Source organism: Actinoplanes sp. NPDC051633 (assembly GCF_040681735.1).
Lineage (GTDB): Bacteria > Actinomycetota > Actinomycetes > Mycobacteriales > Micromonosporaceae > Actinoplanes.
The window spans coordinates 1-17,176 of record NZ_JBFAZH010000037.1 but is presented as its reverse complement, the minus strand read 5'-3'; the positions used below and the strand labels follow the sequence as shown (position 1 = coordinate 17,176).

General features: G+C 71.8%; 13 protein-coding genes and 1 pseudogene. 6 read left to right on the top strand and 8 right to left on the bottom strand.

From position 1 onward, the window contains the following. Positions 1–1,497: phospho-sugar mutase (locus AB0M20_RS04330; RefSeq protein WP_364293523.1), on the top strand; the 1,497-nt coding region annotated here is incomplete at its 5' end. A 120-nt stretch (positions 1,498–1,617) separates the two neighbouring features. Beyond that, entirely contained in the window at positions 1,618–2,286 is a 669-nt protein-coding gene (locus AB0M20_RS04325) for an alpha/beta fold hydrolase (protein WP_364293520.1), read from the top strand. 225 nt (positions 2,287–2,511) lie between these two features. Here the strand turns inward: AB0M20_RS04325 and AB0M20_RS04320 are convergent, their stop codons facing one another. Continuing rightward, entirely contained in the window at positions 2,512–3,195 is a 684-nt protein-coding gene (locus tag AB0M20_RS04320; RefSeq protein WP_364293517.1) for a GPP34 family phosphoprotein, read from the bottom strand. Between the two features lie 94 nt (positions 3,196–3,289). Here AB0M20_RS04320 and AB0M20_RS04315 point away from each other — a divergent pair, with 94 nt between their 5' ends. After that, entirely contained in the window at positions 3,290–3,784 is a 495-nt protein-coding gene (locus AB0M20_RS04315; protein ID WP_364293514.1) for an acyltransferase, read from the top strand. Here the strand turns inward: AB0M20_RS04315 and AB0M20_RS04310 are convergent. The 3 genes from AB0M20_RS04310 to AB0M20_RS04300 form a co-directional block, all read right to left on the bottom strand. Beyond that, complete coding sequence (locus AB0M20_RS04310; protein ID WP_364293511.1) at positions 3,781–5,064, bottom strand: nucleotide sugar dehydrogenase; 1,284 nt, start codon at positions 5,062–5,064, stop codon at positions 3,781–3,783. The two genes, AB0M20_RS04315 and AB0M20_RS04310, sit on opposite strands and share 4 nt — an antisense overlap. A gap of 37 nt (positions 5,065–5,101) precedes the next feature. Further along, the gene (locus AB0M20_RS04305; RefSeq protein ID WP_364293508.1) at positions 5,102–6,643 is read right to left on the bottom strand and encodes a glycosyltransferase; all 1,542 of its coding nucleotides are present in this window, start codon (positions 6,641–6,643) and stop codon (positions 5,102–5,104) included. A gap of 83 nt (positions 6,644–6,726) precedes the next feature. Next, a complete protein-coding gene (locus AB0M20_RS04300; protein ID WP_364293505.1) occupies positions 6,727–8,760 on the bottom strand; it encodes a glycosyltransferase family 4 protein in 2,034 nt (677 codons plus the stop codon). 84 nt (positions 8,761–8,844) lie between these two features. Here AB0M20_RS04300 and wecB point away from each other — a divergent pair, with 84 nt between their 5' ends. Beyond that, entirely contained in the window at positions 8,845–9,924 is a 1,080-nt protein-coding gene (gene wecB, locus AB0M20_RS04295; protein WP_364293502.1) for a UDP-N-acetylglucosamine 2-epimerase (non-hydrolyzing), read from the top strand. Positions 9,925–9,929: 5 nt separating this feature from the next. Then, a complete protein-coding gene (locus tag AB0M20_RS04290) occupies positions 9,930–11,246 on the top strand; it encodes a glycosyltransferase (protein WP_364293499.1) in 1,317 nt (438 codons plus the stop codon). Here the strand turns inward: AB0M20_RS04290 and AB0M20_RS04285 are convergent. The 4 genes from AB0M20_RS04285 to upp form a co-directional block, all read right to left on the bottom strand. After that, positions 11,236–13,812: a glycosyltransferase gene (locus tag AB0M20_RS04285; RefSeq protein ID WP_364293497.1), complete on the bottom strand. Its 2,577-nt coding sequence runs from the start codon at positions 13,810–13,812 to the stop codon at positions 11,236–11,238. The two genes, AB0M20_RS04290 and AB0M20_RS04285, sit on opposite strands and share 11 nt — an antisense overlap. Next, positions 13,809–14,807 (bottom strand): Gfo/Idh/MocA family oxidoreductase, encoded by a 999-nt coding sequence (locus tag AB0M20_RS04280; protein WP_364293494.1) that lies wholly within the window; start codon positions 14,805–14,807, stop codon positions 13,809–13,811. The genes AB0M20_RS04285 and AB0M20_RS04280 overlap by 4 nt, the downstream gene beginning before the upstream one ends. After that, a complete protein-coding gene (locus tag AB0M20_RS04275) occupies positions 14,804–15,910 on the bottom strand; it encodes a DegT/DnrJ/EryC1/StrS family aminotransferase (RefSeq protein WP_364293491.1) in 1,107 nt (368 codons plus the stop codon). Before AB0M20_RS04275 ends, AB0M20_RS04280 begins: the two co-directional genes overlap by 4 nt. A 139-nt stretch (positions 15,911–16,049) precedes the next feature. Then, positions 16,050–16,682, bottom strand: coding sequence for a uracil phosphoribosyltransferase (gene upp, locus AB0M20_RS04270; RefSeq protein ID WP_364293488.1), 633 nt, complete (start codon positions 16,680–16,682; stop codon positions 16,050–16,052). 59 nt (positions 16,683–16,741) lie between these two features. Here upp and AB0M20_RS04265 point away from each other — a divergent pair. Next, positions 16,742–17,176: pseudogene (locus AB0M20_RS04265) on the top strand (deoxyribose-phosphate aldolase); the annotation flags it as partial.

Sequence of the window (17,176 nt, the reverse complement as noted above, 5' to 3'; positions counted from 1 at the left end):
CTGACCTTCGGCACCGCCGGGCTGCGCGGCCGGCTCCGCGCCGGGCCCAACGGCATGAACCTGGCCGTCGTGACCCGGGCGGCGGCCGGGCTGGTGAGCTGGCTGAAGGCCGCGGGTGGGCACGGTCCGCTGGTGATCGGGTACGACGCCCGGCACGGCTCCCGGTCCTTCGCCGACCGCACCGCCGAGGTCGCCACCGGGGCGGGCCTGGAGGCGTTGGTCCTCCCGCGTCCGCTGCCGACGCCGGTGCTGGCCCACGCGGTCAGGTCGCACCAGGCGCTGGCCGGCGTCATGGTCACGGCCAGCCACAACCCGCCCCAGGACAACGGCTACAAGGTCTATCTGGGTGCGCAGCTGGGCGGCCGGATCGGCGAGGGCGCCCAGATCGTCCCGCCCGCGGACGCCGAGATCGAGGCCGCCATCCAAGCGGTCGGTGCGCTGGCCGACATCCCGCTCGGACCGCCCGGTGTGGTCCTGGACGACCGCACGGTCGACGAATACGTCTACAGCGCGTCGATCGTGATCCCGCGGTTCCGGCGCGATCTGACCGTCGCGTACACACCGCTGCACGGCGTCGGCGGCGAGATCATGGTCCGCGCGTTCAAGCAGGCCGGCATCGGGTCGGTGCACGTGGTGCCCGAGCAGGCCGATCCGGATCCCGACTTTCCGACCGTCGCCTTCCCGAACCCCGAGGAGCCGGGCGCGATGGATCTGCTCCTGGCGCTCGCCACCGAGACGGGTGCGGACGTCGCGATCGCCAACGACCCAGACGCCGACCGGTGCGCCGTCGCCGTCCCGGGTGCGGACGGCTCCTGGCGTGCGCTGACCGGCGACCAGCTCGGCGCCCTGCTGGCGGACCGCCTGATCAGCGGTGGCGCCCCCGGCACGTACGCCACGACGATCGTCTCGTCGACGATGCTGCGGGCGATGTGTGCGGCCCGGGGCGTGCCCTACAACGAGACGCTGACCGGCTTCAAGTGGATCGTGCGGGCGGCCGAGGACCTGGCCTACGGGTACGAGGAAGCGCTGGGCTACTGCGTGGCCCCGGCGGTGACCCGCGACAAGGACGGCATCACCGCGGCGCTGGTGGTCGCCGACCTGGCCGCGGCCCTCAAGGCTCAGGGCCGCACGCTCGCCGACCGGCTGGACGACCTGGACGTCGAGTTCGGCGTCCACCGCACCGACCAGCTGTCTATCCGCGTCGACGACCTGTCCAGAATCACCTCGGCGATGGCGTTCCTGCGCGCGAACCCGCCGGCCACCCTGCTCGACGAGAAGGTCACCTTCGAGGATCTGCTGCCGGACAACGACATCCTCCGCCTGACCACTCGCAACGCCCGCGTGGTGATCCGCCCGTCCGGCACCGAACCCAAGCTGAAGGCCTACCTCGAGGTGGTCCGGCCGACGAGTCGCGAGGAGCTGGCCGGCTCCCGGCGCACGGCCGACGTGGCGATGGCCACCCTCCGCAACGAGACGGCGACAGCGCTGGGCGTCTGACCAGCCTCTGATAGCGTCGGCACCCTACCGAAGGAGGTGAGTCCCATTTCTCGATCACGCTGGGCGCTCACCTTCCGGTCGCACTGAGCCGCCGGGAGCGCCATCCCGAAAGGCATCATCGTGCACGAACGTTCCTTCACCGTCGGCGACATCCCCGGCATCCTCTGGTCCCCGGCCGGCGAGCCCGGCGACCGTCCACTGATCCTGCTGTGCCACGGCGGTGGGCAGCACAAGAAGGCGCCGGGCGTGCTCGCCCGCGCGCATCACTTTGTCGCCGCCGGCGGCTTCGCGGCGGCGGCCATCGATTTGCCGGGCTGCGGCGACCGCCCGGCCGAGCCGGCCACCGAGCGACTCAGGGAAGCCATCCGGGCGGGCGGTGACGTCGGTCCGCTGATCATCCGCCACAACACCGAACTGGCGGCGGGGGCCGTCCCCGAGTGGCGGGCGGTCCTGGACGCACTCGGCGCCCCCGTGGCGGGCTTCTGGGGCATGTCGATGGGATGCGCGGTCGGCGTCCCGCTGGTGGCCGCGGAGCCGCGGATCAAGGCGGCGGTCCTGGGCCTGGCGGGCGGGGAGTCACTCGCAGAGACGGCGGCCACCATCAAGATCCCGGTGGAGTTCGTCGTGAAGTGGGACGACGAGCTGGTCCCCCGGGAGTCGGCCCTGGCCCTCTTCGACGCCTTCGCCACCGACGACAAGACCCTGCACGCCTACCCGGGCCCCCACAACGGCCAGATCCCCGAAGAACCAGAAACCTCAGCCCGCTTCTTCACCCGACACCTGACGTAGCGGACGCGAACAGTGGTAGCTCACCCACCCGTCGACGCCTGGAACAGGTGGCTGGGCTACCACTTTGTTGTCGGTCCGCGGGGTGTGCGGGCCGCGCGCAACCACTTACGCACGTCGCCGGGTGGGCGCATCGGATTGGACGCGCCAGCGGCCAGATGGGCCCGCCCGGCCCTCGGCGGGAGCAGCGGTGCGTACCCACCACCCGGCTACGACATGATCTTGATTTCAGGCCGGTTTGGGGGCACCCAACGCCGCCGAGATCGCCCGGCCGAGGGTCGCCACGACCAGCGCCACGCTGGGGCGGACGATGCTGTCCTCCAGGTTGGCGCTGCCGCTGAAGCCCGCGCCGCTCGCGATCTCCTCCAGGCGGCGGTGCGCCTCCGCGGCCTCCTCCGGGGGCAGCCGCAGCGCCGGCTCCATCCGCGTCGCCGTCAGCAGCGTGGCCAGCGCGGCCGTCCGCTCGTCCGGCATGTCGTGGTTGATCAGCGCCTCGGCCAGGCGCTTGCGGATCTCGGCCTCCACCGCCGGGTCCGTCGTCGGGTAACGATGCACGTGGATGACGCCCATCTGGGTCTCGTCCACGTCCTGGATGACGCCCCGCTCCACCAGGTCGGCCAGCACCCGCGTGCGCAGCCCGTGCCGCAGTCGCTGCAACCACTGGGCGGGCGTGTGCGGGTCGTCCGCCGCGGCCTTGGCCAGCACCGCGTCGGCGATCGGGTCGCCGATCGGGGTCGCGTCGTTCACCTTCAGGAACCCGTCGACGTAGGCGACGCGGCCGGCCAGCGCGAGGTCGATCATGACGGCCGCGGCCATGCCAAGGTCGAGCCCGATTTGGGACCCGGTGGCCTTGCCGGTCTGGTCGTCGTACGCGAGGAGAAGCAGCTCCTCAGCGAGCGCGATGGAGGTCATGCTTCTGAACCATAGTGGCCCCGGTCACGCACAACAGCCCCGAGGTGCGTGGGGCGCATTCGCAACCTGCGAACGGGCTTGGAAGACTGCCCGCATGGATTACTTCGTGCACCCTACGGCGGACGTCGAGGACGGCGCTCAGGTCGGATCCGGGACAAAGGTCTGGCATCTCGCGCACATCCGCTCATCGGCCACGGTGGGCTCGGACTGCGTGATCGGGCGCAATGTCTACCTCGACGCGCACGCGGTCGTCGGCAGTCGCGTGAAAGTGCAGAACAACGTGTCCGTGTATCAGGGCGTCACGATCGAGGACGAGGTCTTCGTCGGCCCGTGCGCGGTCTTCACCAACGATCTGCGGCCACGCGCCACCAACGCCGATTGGAAGATCACCCCGACGCTGGTACGCCGCGGTGCGTCGATCGGCGCGAACGCCACCCTGATCTGCGGCATCGAGGTCGGCGAGTTCGCGATGATCGCGGCCGGCTCGGTGGTCACCAAGGACGTGGAGCCGTTCACGCTGGTGGCGGGCAATCCCGCCCGGCCCCGCGCACGGGTGAACGAGGCCGGCGAGATCACTGAGCGTCTTTAACCCCCGATGACGATGCGGCGGATGCCCGGCAGCTTGTCGGGGTCCGTCGTGCGGCGGCCGTCCACCAGAACCTTGACGCCCGGCAGGTCGTCGCTGGTCAGGCTGCGGTACTCGGCGTGGTCGGCCTGCAGGATCGCGGCCGAGACGTCCTCGCCCTCGTGCGGCGGCAGGCCGTGCGCGGTCAGCTCGGCGGACGAGTACATCGGGTCGGACACGTACGGCTTCGCGCCACGCTTGCGCAGCTCCTCCACCGTGCCGAAGACGCCGGAGAAGGCCGTCTCCTTCACCCCGCCGCGGTACGACGCGCCGAGCACCAGCACCCCGGCGCCGCTCAGGTCACCGACCGCCGCGGCCAGCAGGTCGACCGCGTAGGCCGGCATCGCCGCGTTCGCCTCGCGGGCCGAGCGCACCACGGTCGCCGCCGGGTCGTTCCACAGGTACAGCCGCGGGTAGACCGGGATGCAGTGCCCGCCGACCGCGATGCCGGGCCGGTGGATGTGGCTGTACGGCTGGGTGTTGCACGCGTCGATGACCAGGTTGACGTCGACGTCGATGGTGTCCGCGTACCGGGCGAACTGGTTGGCCAGCCCGATGTTCACGTCGCGGTACGTGGTCTCGGCCAGCTTGGCCAGCTCTGCCGCCTCGGCCGAGCCCAGATCCCACACGCCGTTGGGCCGGTCCAGGTCGGGCCGGTCGTCGAAGTCCAGCACGGCCTCGTAGAACTCGATGCCCCGCCGGGCCGACCCGGCGTCCACGCCGCCCACCAGCTTCGGGTACTTGCGCAGATCGGCGAAGACCCGCCCGGTCAGCACCCGCTCGGGGCTGAAGACCAGGTGGAAGTCCTTGCCGGCGGTCAGGCCGGAGCCCTCCTCGAGCAGCGGCGCCCAGCGGCTGCGGGTGGTGCCCACCGGCAGGGTGGTCTCGTAGCTGACCAGCGTGCCGGGGCGCAGGCCGCGCGCGATGTCCCGGGTGGCCGACTCCATCCAGGCGAAGTCCGGCACCCCGTCGCCGTCGACGAACAGCGGGACGACGACGACCACGGCCTCCGACTCGGCGACCGCCGCGGCAGTGTCCGTGGTGGCCTTGAGCAGGCCCGCGTTCACCGCCTCCTTCAGCTTCACGTCCAGGTCGGCCTCGCCGGGGAACGGCACGACGCCGTCGTTGACGCTGCGGACCGTCGGCTCGGACACGTCCGCGCCCAGCACGGTGTGGCCCTTGGACGCGAACTGGACGGCGAGCGGCAGCCCGATCTTGCCCAGGGCGACGACACAGATCTTCATGACGGGGGTCTTTCCTCCTACAGAGGGCTGTCGACGGCTACTTCTTCAGTCGCAGGCGGCGTGCCAGCGCACCGGCCAGGCGACGCGGGGTGATCGTGTGGACCACGATGCGAAGCTGGTGGTGACGACCGGCGGCGACGGCGCTGACCACCCAGATCCTCGCGCCCTGGCGATGCACGACCCGAGTCAGCCGCGCCCCTGTGGTCCAGGTCACCGGCAGGCTCTGGTACTCACCGCCGACGGTCCGGGTGAACCGTACCTGGCGCCGCCGAGAATAGCGTTCCTCGGCCACCAGGTCGTCCACGGCGAAGTCCGCACGGATGCGACCGTCCGCGCTGATGTCGGTACGCACCGCAACGTGGTCACCGGCGAACGCCCGCGGAGCCGGCTCATCGGGATGATCCAGATCCAGCGTGCTGCGCCACTCGACGACGATCGCGCGTTTGCCGGCCGCATTGCGTCCCCATCGGACCTCGGCCGGGCCGGCCTGGTGCGGCAGGGGAACCAGCCGCTCGCTCGCGTCGAACCACTCGTCCGGGAAGGTCCGGAACCCCGGGTAGGCCAGGTAATGGCGGTCTCCCTCGACGACCACCGGCTCGAACTTGTGCTCCTGGTGGTGCCGGACCACGGCGATCAGATCGTCCAGCGTGCCGAACTGCGCCACGCTGAGCGAGATCCGCTTGTGCACCTCGAGGCGGCTGCGGATCGGCTCGGTGAGGTAGGTCTCCGCGAGCTTGCGGATGCCGTCCTGCACCCGGGTCTGCTCGGCGCGGTCGGCCTCGAGGAACCTCGGGCCGACGAGCTTGGCCAGCTCCCAGTCGAAGTGCCGGTGCACCAGCCGGGCGTGGGCGGCCGGATCGGTGATCAGGTCGGCGGAGAGGTCCATCACGGTCGCGGCGTCGTTCAGCAGGCAGTGCAGCGGCGTCCCGTACGTGATGTTGCTGGAGTCGGTGCGCCGCATCGCGTAGTAGAACTTGTAGTCCGCCCGCACCGACACCCGCCGCGCGTGCGCGATCGCCTGCAGCGTGAAGGGCCGGTCGCTGCCCGAGACCAGCCCCTCCGGATAGCGGATGCGGTGCTCCTCCAGCATGGACCGGCGGAAGAGCTTGGTGTTCGACAGCGCCATCGGCAACGCCGAGTTGACCAGCGTGATGTCGTCGCGGTCGCCCGGGTCGAAGATGGCCTGGCTCACCCACCGGCCGCCGTCGCCGACCAGCCGGCCGAGGACCACGTCGGCCTCCAGCTCGTCGGCCGTGCGCACCAGCCGCTCCAGCGCCTCGCGGCCGAGCCGGTCGTCGGCGCCGAGGAAGAAGACGTAGCGGCCGGTGGCGAGCTCGAGCGCGCGGTTGCTCGGCGCGGCGGGACCGCCCGAATTCTCCTGATGAATCACCCGCATGATGTCCGGATGACGCTGCTGCCACCGGTCTAGTTCGTCGCCGCTGCCATCGGTGGAGCCGTCGTCGACCGCGATGACCTCGAGGCGGCCGAGCCCGATGCTCTGGTCGAACACCGAGGCCAGGCAGTCACGCAGATAGGGCATCGTGTTGTAGACGGCGATGACCACGGTCGCGTCCGTCACGTGCCCCCCTCGGTGTCAGAACCCGGCGGCGAATCATAGAGCATTTCGCCACCGCATAGATGAACGCTCGGTGACGATCGCTGTCAATCGGCCGGCAGCGTGAGGTCGGTGCCGACGCTCATCGCCGGATTTCGGCGAGCCAGACCCCAGCCGATGGTGACGCCGGGTGCACCATGGACGACCACGCGTCGGGTACGCGACAGGTCCAGGGACGGCAGCACCCTGCGCCGGGTGATGCGCCACAGGATCCGGGGCCGCACGACGGCGTAGTACTTCCCGTACACCCGCTTGGTGATCTTGTCGGCGACCCTGCGATGTCCGCGCTCGGCGGTGATCGCGAGCGCCTCGGGCAGCGGTGAGCTCAGCTTGCGCGTACCCGCTCGCACCAACCGGAGCGCCCGGCGCGGCACCGCCGTGACCAGCCCTTCCACCAGCCGGCGGCCGGCCCGCCGGCGTTCGTCGGCGCCGATCGCGTGCACCCGCACCCCGGCATCGAACTGCCCCGGCTCCGGCTCCGCGGTGATCAGGTCGACCCCGTAGCCGCGCCGGCGGGCCTCGGTGACGAACTCGCGGGCGCGCCGGTTGCCCGGCTGGTCGATCGCCACCACGGTGATCCGGTCGTCCCGGACGGGCTCCGCCTCGGTCGCCGGCCCGGCGAGCACCGGCTCCTCGCGGTAGATCTCGCGCAGCTGGGCGCCGACCGCTTCGCGGCCGTAGCGCGTCCGGAGCCGCTCCCGCGCGGCGGCCAGGTCGAGGCGTGGCCAGGCCTCGGCGAGCTTCCGGTACGCGGCCACGATCGCGTCCGGGTCGTCAGTGGGCTCGAAGAGCTGCCCGGCCACGTGATCGAGCCCGGCGAGCGTCTCGGCCGGCCCTTCGCTGCGCGCGGCCAGCACCGGCGTCTGCGTGGCGATCGCCTCGATCAGCGTGATCCCGAAGGTCTCCGACCGGCTGGCGTGGGTGAGCACGTCGTGCTCGTGCAACAGCGCGCCGACCTCGTCGGGCGCGACCGGCGGCCGCTGCGTCACGCGACCGGTCAGCCCGAGCTCGGCAATCCGCTCGCCCAGCGGCTCGACCAGCGCCCCGGAGCCGACCAGGGTCAGCGTCACCCGGTCGTCCCCGGCCGCCACCCGGGCGAAGGCCTCGAGCAGCGTCCGCACGCCCTTGTGCTCGAGCATCCGGCCGATGTACAGCCAGCGCAGCGGCGCCGCCGCCGGAGCGGGCCGCACGGCGAACCGGTCGAAGTCGATCGGGTTGGGCACGACCCGCAGCTTGCCGGCGTGCTGGGGGAACCGGTCCGCGATCTGGTCCCGCAGGGACGCGCCGACGCAGAGCAGCACGCTCGCCCGGGCCAGCATCGCGCCGTACGCCCGGCGGGCGGCCGGCTGCGCGAAGACCTTGTCCAGGAACGTCGCGTGCTCGGTCACCACCAGCTTGGCGTCGTCGCGGATCAGCGCGGCGGCCACCACGCCCGCGTAGTGGCCGGTGTGCGCGTGCACCACGGGCGCCTCGATCCGCCCGGTCGGCAGCACCGCGCGCAGCCGCTCGGTCTGCGACCGCGCCCACGTCACGTAGTCGGCGCCGGCCCGCTGCGGCGCGACCACCCGGGTCAGCTCGCCCTCGGCGGTGTCCTCGACGGTCACGCCCGGCTGCCGGTCCAGCTGCCGGCCGAACGCGACCTCGACCTTCTTCCCGGCCAGGCCGTGCGGCGAGTAGTACCAGTTCTCCGTGTGCAGGGTCGACACCCGGCCCATCGCGTCTCCCACGGCCCGCGTGGCGGCCTGCACGAACGCGCCGGCGAACGGGTCGTTGGGACACGGGTACCACGGCGTGACCACGGCCAGGCCGGCCGGCGCGGGGCGACGGTCCGGGTCGGCGGCGACGTCGGTGGCGATCCTCAGCCGCGGAAAGAGGCGCCGCGCGGCGAGCGCGATCGGCATGGCCTCCGGATCGCCGGCGACCATGAGGTCGGCGTGCGCGAGCGGGCCGTCACGTTCGAGAAGTCCGTCGCCGGTGGTGGCCAGTAGCCACGACGGGTCTCCGGCGGTGAGTGCCCGCGCCGCCGCCGGCCGCCGCTTCCCGAGCGCCACGTAAACGGCCCTGTAACGCGAGGTGCTCACCGGGCTCCTTCCTCCGCCTGTCGAGCGTTCAGAGTATGGTGCCGGTTTGCGCGCAGAAAAACCGATCATCCCGAGGAGCATTACGTGAAGGTCCTGAGTGTCGTGGGCGCGCGCCCACAGCTCGTGAAGCTGGCCCCGATCGCGGCCGCGTTCGCCGAGACGGAGCACGAGCACGTCATCGTGCACACGGGGCAGCACTACGACGCGGACCTGTCGGACGTGTTCTTCACCGGCCTCGGCATCCCGGACCCCGACGTGCACCTGGGGGTCGGCTCGGGCAGCCACGGCGTGCAGACCGGCGCGGTGCTGGCCGCGATCGACCCCGTGCTGGAGCAGCAGCAGCCCGACTGGGTGCTGGTCTACGGCGACACCAACTCGACGCTGGCCGGTGCGGTGGCCGCGGTGAAGCAGCACCTGCGGGTGGCGCACCTGGAGGCGGGCCTGCGCTCGTTCAACCGGCGGATGCCCGAGGAGCACAACCGCGTGCTCACCGACCACGCGGCCGATCTGCTGCTGGCCCCGACCGAGGAGGCCATGCGGCACCTGGCGAGCGAAGGGCTGGAGAAGCGGTCCGTCCTGGTCGGTGACGTGATGGTGGACGTCTGCCTGCGGGTCCGCGACGACGTCGAGGCCGGCCGGTTCACGGTCCCGTCGCTGCCCGACGGCATCGACCCCGACGAGCCGTACCTGCTGGCCACGCTGCACCGCGCGGAGAACACCGACGACCCGGAGCGGCTGGCCGCGCTGCTCGACGCGCTGGCCGGGCTGCCGGTGCCGGTGGCGCTGCTGGCGCACCCGCGGCTGGTGGCGCGTGCCGACAGCCACGGGCTCAAGCTCAACCAGGGCGCGCTGCACTCGGGCCGTCCGCTGCCCTACGCCGGGATGGTGGCCGCTGTGCAGGGCTCGGTGGGTGTCGTCACCGACTCCGGCGGCCTGCAGAAGGAGGCGTACCTGCTGGACCGGCCGTGCACCACGCTGCGGCCCGAGACCGAGTGGGTGGAGACGCTCGAGGGCGGCTGGAACTTCCTGATCCCCGACCCGTGGACGCTGGGCGCCGACTGGACCGCCACGGCCACCCGGCCGGCTCCGTCGGCCGAGCGCGGCACACCGTACGGCGACGGCCGCGCGGCACAGCGGGTCGTCGAAGTGCTCTCCCGGACCTGACGTCGGTGCGGGTCCTCTACCTGTCGTTCTACTTCCCGCCGTCCCGGGCCAGCGGCGTCTACCGCGCCCGCGCGACCGCCAACTTCCTGGCCGGGCACGGCTGGGACGTGACCGTGTTCGCCGCCCCGCTGCGTTTCCTGCACGAGGCGGTGGGCTCGGTGGACGAGAAGCTCGCCGACACGATCGACCCGCGGGTCCACGTCGAGCGGCCGTCGCTGAACCAGTTCGTGTGGGCCAGCGACGTCCGCCGGTTCGGCCGGTTCCGCCGGCAGTTCCCGGTGCTCGCTCAGAAGCTCTACAACGGCACGCAGCGGATCTTCCCCGAGCACTACCACTCGTGGGGCCTGAACGCGGTGAAGCGGGCGCTGCGCCTGCACGCCCGTCGCAAGTTCGACGTCGTGGTGGCGACCGGCAACCCGTTCGCCGCGTTCGCCGCGGCGTACGTGTTCCACCGGCTGACCGGCGTGCCCTATGTGGTCGACTACCGCGACGCGTGGACCCTCGACCTGTTCAAGGACAAGCCGCTCTACCCCACGGGGCATCCGGCATGGGCCTGGGAGCGGCGCGTGCTCGACCGCGCGTCGGGCGTGGTCTTCGTCAACGAGGCGCTGCGGCAGTGGCACGCGCAGCGATACCCGGCGCTCGCGGCCAAGATGATGATCGTCCCCAACGGCTGGGATCCGGACGTCCTCGCCGGCGGAGTCGTCCCTGCGCACAAGCCGTCGGACCCACTGCGTTTCGGGTACGTGGGCACGATCACGACCGCCCAGCCGGCGCAGGAGATGGTGGACGCGTTCGCCCTGGCACGTACCCATCCGTCGCTGTCCGGCGCGACCCTCGAGCTCTACGGTCACCTGGGCTTCTTCCGGGCCGGCAACCGCCACCTGACGCAGACCCTGGGGGTGGACGACGAGGGCCGGGTGGGCGGCCCGGCGACCGGCGTCCTCTACCGCGGCCCGGTCTCTAAAACGGAGGTCGCCGAGGTGTACGCGAGCGCCGACGTGCTGGTCTTCCTGGCCGGCGGCGCCAAGTACGTGACCTCGGGCAAGATCTTCGAGTACATGGCGAACGGCAAGCCGATCGTCTCGGTGCACGCCCCCGGCATCGCGGCTGCCGAGGTGCTGGCCGGCTATCCGTTGTGGTTCAACGCCGACAGCCTCGACCCGGCCGACGTGGCGCAGGCGAGGATCGCGGCCGGCAAGGCGGCGGCAGACCTGACCCCGCAGATGCGGGCCGCGGCGGTCGCCCACGCCGAGCAGTTCACCCGCGAGAAGGTGCTGGTCCCCTTCGAGGCGAAGCTCCGCTCCCTGATCAGGCGGTGAGGAAGTCGGCGAAGGCCTGAGCCGTGCGGCGGCCGTCGTGGGTGTCGCGGGCGTAGGCCGCCGACTCCGCGCCGATCTTCGCCGCGCCTGACGGGTCGTCCAGCAGCGACTCCAGGGCCGCGGCCAGCGTCGGCGGCGTCGCGTTCACGATCGGCGGCGTCGCGCCCACCGCCGCGTGGACCCGCTCGGCCAGGTAGCCCACCACCGGCCGGCCGGCCGCCATCGCCTCCACCGCGAAGGCCCCGTAGCTGCCCGCCGCGAACTGGTCCACCACCACGTCGCAGCCGCGCACCAGGTCGCGCAGCGCCGACCACGGCACCCGCTCGGCCAGCACCAGCTCGATCGCGCCGCTGTCGTGCAGCTTCTCCAGCGTCGGCAGGATCCGGTTGGTGCCCTTGGTCCAGCGCTGCGACGGCGCGTGCAGCACCCGCGGGCGCGGCCGCTCCATCACCGGCATGTCGCTGACCCAGGCGTCGACGTCCACCACCAGCGGCGCCCACGTCGCGGACGGCAGGTCGTCGAGCAGATCCGGCGTCGTCACGAACAGCGGCAGCCCGGCCCGGTCCGCGATCTCGAGGTTGCGGTCCGCGCGGATCGTCCAGTTCTCGATGATCCCCTCGGGTGCGTCGCGGTAGAGCGAGAACTCGTGCCGCCGCAGATGCCGGGCCGGATGCCGCACCTCACTGCCGTGCGCGAGCAGCGCGACCTTGATCCCGGCGTGTTCCAGGGCCGGCAGGTCACCCGCGATGGTCTCGCCGTTCAGGTGGCCGAAGACCGGCAGGAAGCCGTCCGCGATCAGGTGCGTGCAGCGGCCGATGATCCGCTGCACCTGGCCGAGCTGCACGGCGAGGTCGTCGAGGCGTTCGGAGTCCACGTAGACGTCGGCCGGGAAGACGAAGCTGTCCCCCTTGTGCCGCATGAACACCTCGGCCGACACGTCCGGCCGGTCGCGGCAGATCGCCTGCGCGAAGGTCGCCGCCTGCCCGGCGAAGTTGGCCGGCCCCAACCCGAGCCGCACGCCGGTGCCCTCGGTCAACTTCCGCCACGCCGGCAGCGGTCCCGGCTCGCTCTCCAGCGTGCGCGGGACGCTCGTCTCGTCCACCGACCAGGCGATGTCCGGCCGCTCCACCGTCGGCACCCGTGGCGCGATCGACCGGTACAGCGCCAGCAGTCCGCCGATCTGGTGCTCCCAGGAGAGCTCCTCGAGGATCGGCTCGGCGATGTTCCCGACGAGCGACGCCCGGCGGTCCAGCGCCGTGCGCACGGCGCCGGCGAAGGAGACCGGATCGTCCGCGGTGAAGACCTCGCCGACGCCGTGCTCGCGCACGAACGCGCCGAGCGTCCGGACGTCGCTGGCCACCACGGGGACGCCGGCATGGAGATACTCCGCCAGCTTGGTGGGCAGGGAGATCTCATAATTCAGGGTACGCAGGGAGCAGATCAACCCGAGGTCCGCTGTGGACAGATAGTCGGGTACGGCGTACTGCGGGACGTAGGGCACCACGTGTACGCGATCCGCCACGCCGAGATCGCGCGCCCGGGCAAGCAACTGGCGGCGTTGCGGTGTGTCCCGGCCGGAGACGATCGCCAGATGCACGCCGGGCAGGTCGGGCAGCGCGGTGACCGCCGTGCCGAGGCCGCGTTCCGGGGCCAGCCAGCCGGAGTAGACCAGCAGCGGCACGTCGTCCGGGAGGCCGCAGTTGGCGCGTACCGAAGGCTTGGGTTCGGTCCTGCCGACCGCCTCGCGGATCGGCGTGTTCCGCACCACCAGCGGGGTCCGCGCCAGCCGGTAATCCGCGCGCAGCAGGCCGGCGATCTCCGGCGAGACGGTGACCACCGCGTCCGCCTGAGGAATGAACTCCTTCTCCACCGCCCGGTACGCCCGCGCCTCGGCCGGCTTCCACGAGTCGATGCCCGGCACGTACTCGTGGGCGTCGTAGAGCCAGGCCACCTTTCGGCCGCGGGCCCGCATGCGGGCCACGCTCAGCGCGGCGGCGTGGATCATCGTGACGTCGTTGGCGTGGATCAGATCGGGCTCGAGCTCCTCGATCACCGGCCCGAAGACGAGGTCGAGGTCGACCAGCTGCGGATGGTCGACCCGCCAGTTGCCGGTCGGCCGCCGGTGGCCGTGGAACTCCTCCCAGCCGAACGCGCGGACCCGCAGGGAGTGGAACTGCTGCCGGACGCGAACCACCGAGCCGAGGACGCGGCCCATCGGACCGCCGATCAGGCCGATCCGCGCCGTGGTGCGGCGCAGCCAAGCGTTGTGCGCGGCCCGGACGCCCTCCAGGCCCTCACGGTTGCGGATGCCGGTCTGCGTGACGATCCGCCGGACGCGGTGGCCCTTGCTGCGTTTCGCGTACTCCCAGACCATCGGCAGCCGGATGACCCGCACCCCGCCCATGACCGACTCGATCCGGCGGCCGGACCGGCCGCCGGTGCCGAGCAGCGTGACGTCCCAGCCGGCCCGGACCGCGGCGATCGCCGTCTTCTGCACCCGGGAGTCCCCGGTGATGCCGTTGGCGACGACGACGAGCAACCGCGGCGCCCGTGCCGGAGGGCTCATCTGTGGCCGTTGACCTCGACCGCGGAACCGTCCTTGGCGGACCGCAGCACGGCCTCGGCCACCTCGACCGTACGCATGCCCTGACGCATGGTCACGATGTCGCTTTCCTTGCCCTCGACCGCGTCCCGGAAGCGCTCGTGCTCGACCAGCAGCGGCTCCCGCTTCGGGATCGCATACCGGATCATGTCGCCCTCGGCGACCCCGCGGAAGGCACGCAGCGCCTCCCACTCGGTGCTCATCGCGGCGTTGGCGTAGAACGTGAGGTCGGCGGTCAGCGTGTCGGCGATGAAGCTGCCCCGCTCGCCGGTGATCACGGTCGACCGCTCCTTGAACGGGCTGAGCCAGTTCACCAGGTGGTTGGCGACCAGGCCGTCGGTCAGCGCGGCGACCGCGGACACCATGTCCTCGTGCGGGCGGCCACTGCGCGAGACGGTCCGCGCGGCCACGTTGACGTAGTCGCGCCCGGTGACCCACGCGGTGAGGTCGATGTCGTGCGTGGCCAGGTCCATCACCACGCCGACGTCGGCGATCCGGCCCGGGAACGGGCCCTGCCGCCGGGTGACCACCTGGTACATGTCGCCCAGCTCGCCGGCCTCAAGCCGGGAGCGCAGGCTCTGCAGCGACGGGTTGTAGCGCTCGATGTGACCGACGGCCCCGACCAGGCCCGCCTGCTCGAAGGCGTCGGCCAGCTTGGCGGCGGCCTGCACCGACGGCGCCAGCGGCTTCTCGATCAGGGCGTGCACGCCGGCCGCGGCGAGCCGTAGGCCGACCTCCTCGTGCAGCGCGGTCGGGCAGGCCACGACGGCGTAGTCCAGCCGCTTGGCCAGCAGCTGGTCCAGGTCGGGAACCACCGGCACGCCCTGCGGCCCGGCCGCGTTCGGCGCCGGGTCCATGATCGCGACCAGGTCCACGCCGTCCAGCGAGTTGAGGACGCGGGCGTGGTTGCGGCCCATCGCGCCCAGGCCGATCAGGCCGGCGCGCAGCGTCGCGCTCATGACTTCGCCGCCACGGTGTTCACGCCCTCGACGATGCGGTCGAGCTGCTCACTCGTGAGGCTCGGGAAGACCGGCAGCGAGACCACCTCGGCCGCGGCCCGGTCGGTCTCCGGCAGCTTCCAGTCGCCGACGTTGCCGTCCTTATCAAGGAACGGCTTCAGCTTGTGGATCGGCGTCGGGTAGTAGACCGCGTTGCCGATGCCGAGCTCCTTGAGGCCGGCCTGGAACGCGTCCCGGTCGCCCCGCACCCGAATCGTGTACTGGTGGTAGACGTGCCGCGCACCCTCGGCCACCGGCGGGACGGTCACGCCGGAGAGGTTCGCGTCCAGGAACGCCGCGTTCGCCCGGCGCTTCTCCGTCCAGCCCTCGAGCTGCCCGAGCTGCACCCGGCCGATCGCCGCGGCCACGTCGGTGAGCCGCATGTTCGCGCCCACGATCTCGTTCTGGTAGCGCGCCTCCATGCCCTGGTTGCGCAGCAGCCGCAGGTGACGGGCCAGCTCCGCGTCGGGCGTGGTGATCATGCCGCCCTCGAGCGAGTGCATGTTCTTGGTCGGGTAGAAGCTGAAGCAGGCGGCGACGCCGAACGCGCCCACCGGGGTGCCGTTCAGCGCGGCGGCGTGGGCCTGCGCGGCGTCCTCGACGATGGCCAGGCCGTGACGCTCGGCCAGCGGGACGAGCTTGTCCATCGCGGCCGGGTGGCCGTACAGGTGCACCGGCATGATCGCGACGGTGCGCGGCGTGATGGCCGCGGCGACCGCATCCGGGTCCAGGTTGAACGAGCCCGGCTCGATGTCCGCGAAGACCGGGGTCGCGCCGACCAGCCGGACCGCGTTCGCCGTGGCGGCGAACGAGAACGACGGCACGATGACCTCGTCGCCCGGGCCGAAGCCGAGCGCCAGCAGGGACATGTGCAGGGCGGAGGTGCCCGAGTTGACCGCGACGCAGTGCCGGTCGCCGACGACCGCGCTGAACTCCTGCTCGAAGGCCGCCACCTCCGGTCCCTGCACAACCATGCCGCTGCGCAGCACGCGGACGGCGGCCTCGATCTCGGCCTCGCCGATCACGGGACGGGCCGGCGGGATGGGGTCGTGGGGGCCCGTCATGGGCGTCCTCCTACTAAGCGGTCGGTCTCATTCGCCGGGTCATAGTGTCGAGGATGCGGGGCGAAGTCCAATCGGCCACCACCCCGGACTGTGACGAACCCGACCTCGCTATCCGTATGTTCGTCCGGAGTTCAACTGATCAGAACCTGGGCATGCCGCCGAATTGCCGATCACCGGCGTCACCCAGGCCCGGGACGATGTACTTCTTGTCGTTCAGACCCTCGTCGATGGACGCGGTGATCAGCCGGAGCGGCAGGCCGGAGTCACGCAGGGCGGCGACCCCCTCGGGCGCGGCCAGCACACAACAGACGATGACCTCGGTGCAGCCCCGGTCGACCAGCAGCTTGCAGCAGTGCAGCAGCGACCCGCCGGTGGCCAGCATCGGGTCGAGCACGAGCACCGGCAGCCCGCTCAGGTCACCGGGCAGCGACTCCATGTACGCCCTCGGCTCGAAGGTCTCCTCGTCGCGGGCCAGGCCGACGAAACCCATGGACGACTCGGGCAGCAGGGCCAGCGCGGAGTCGGCCATGCCCAGTCCGGCGCGCAGCACCGGGACGATCAGCGGCGGGTTGGCCATGCGGGTGCCCTCGGCCGGCCCGACCGGCGTGGTGATCGGGTACTTCTGGACCGCGAAGGAGCGGGCGGCCTCGTACACCAGCATGGTGGTCAGCTCGTGCAACGCGGCGCGGAAGGCGCCGCTGTCGGTTTCCGCATCGCGCATCGCGGTAAGCCTGGATTGAGCCAGCGGGTGATCTACGACGAGTACGTCCACGCGGTCAACTTACCGTTCGTCCAAGATCAACTGTCACATGGCCGCGTAGAATCGAATTCATGACTGCCACCCTGCTCCCGGGCGTCACGTTACGGTCCGTTCTGCATGGTTTGCCCGGCGTCGACAAGGTCGGCGTCGAGGCTCGGGCCGCCGCGCTCGGCACCCGGTCGATCAAGACGACCAGCAAGGCCGCCGCGATCGACCTGGCCATCCGGATGGTCGACCTGACCACGCTCGAGGGCGCGGACACGCCGGGCAAGGTGCGGGCGCTGTCGGCCAAGGCGCTGCGGCCCGACCCGGCCGACCCGAGCTGCCCGTCGGTGGCCGCGATCTGCGTCTACCCCTCGATGGTCCCGCACGCGGCGGCGGTGCTGGCCGGCTCGGGCGTGCATCTCGCCAGCGTGGCGACCGCCTTCCCCTCGGGGCAGGCGCCGCTGGAGGTGAAGCTGGCGGACACCCGCGACGCGGTGAAGGCGGGCGCCGACGAGATCGAC

Bases quoted from the DNA above. Each gene is read 5' to 3' on its own strand.
- AB0M20_RS04320 (WP_364293517.1), bottom strand. From the start codon at position 3,195: ATGACCTCCATCGCGCTCGCTGAGGAGCTGCTTCTCCTCGCGTACGAC.
- AB0M20_RS04315 (WP_364293514.1), top strand. From the start codon at position 3,290: ATGGATTACTTCGTGCACCCTACGGCGGACGTCGAGGACGGCGCTCAG.
- AB0M20_RS04310 (WP_364293511.1), bottom strand. From the start codon at position 5,064: ATGAAGATCTGTGTCGTCGCCCTGGGCAAGATCGGGCTGCCGCTCGCC.
- AB0M20_RS04285 (WP_364293497.1), bottom strand. From the start codon at position 13,812: ATGAGCCCTCCGGCACGGGCGCCGCGGTTGCTCGTCGTCGTCGCCAAC.
- AB0M20_RS04280 (WP_364293494.1), bottom strand. From the start codon at position 14,807: ATGAGCGCGACGCTGCGCGCCGGCCTGATCGGCCTGGGCGCGATGGGC.
- AB0M20_RS04275 (WP_364293491.1), bottom strand. From the start codon at position 15,910: ATGACGGGCCCCCACGACCCCATCCCGCCGGCCCGTCCCGTGATCGGC.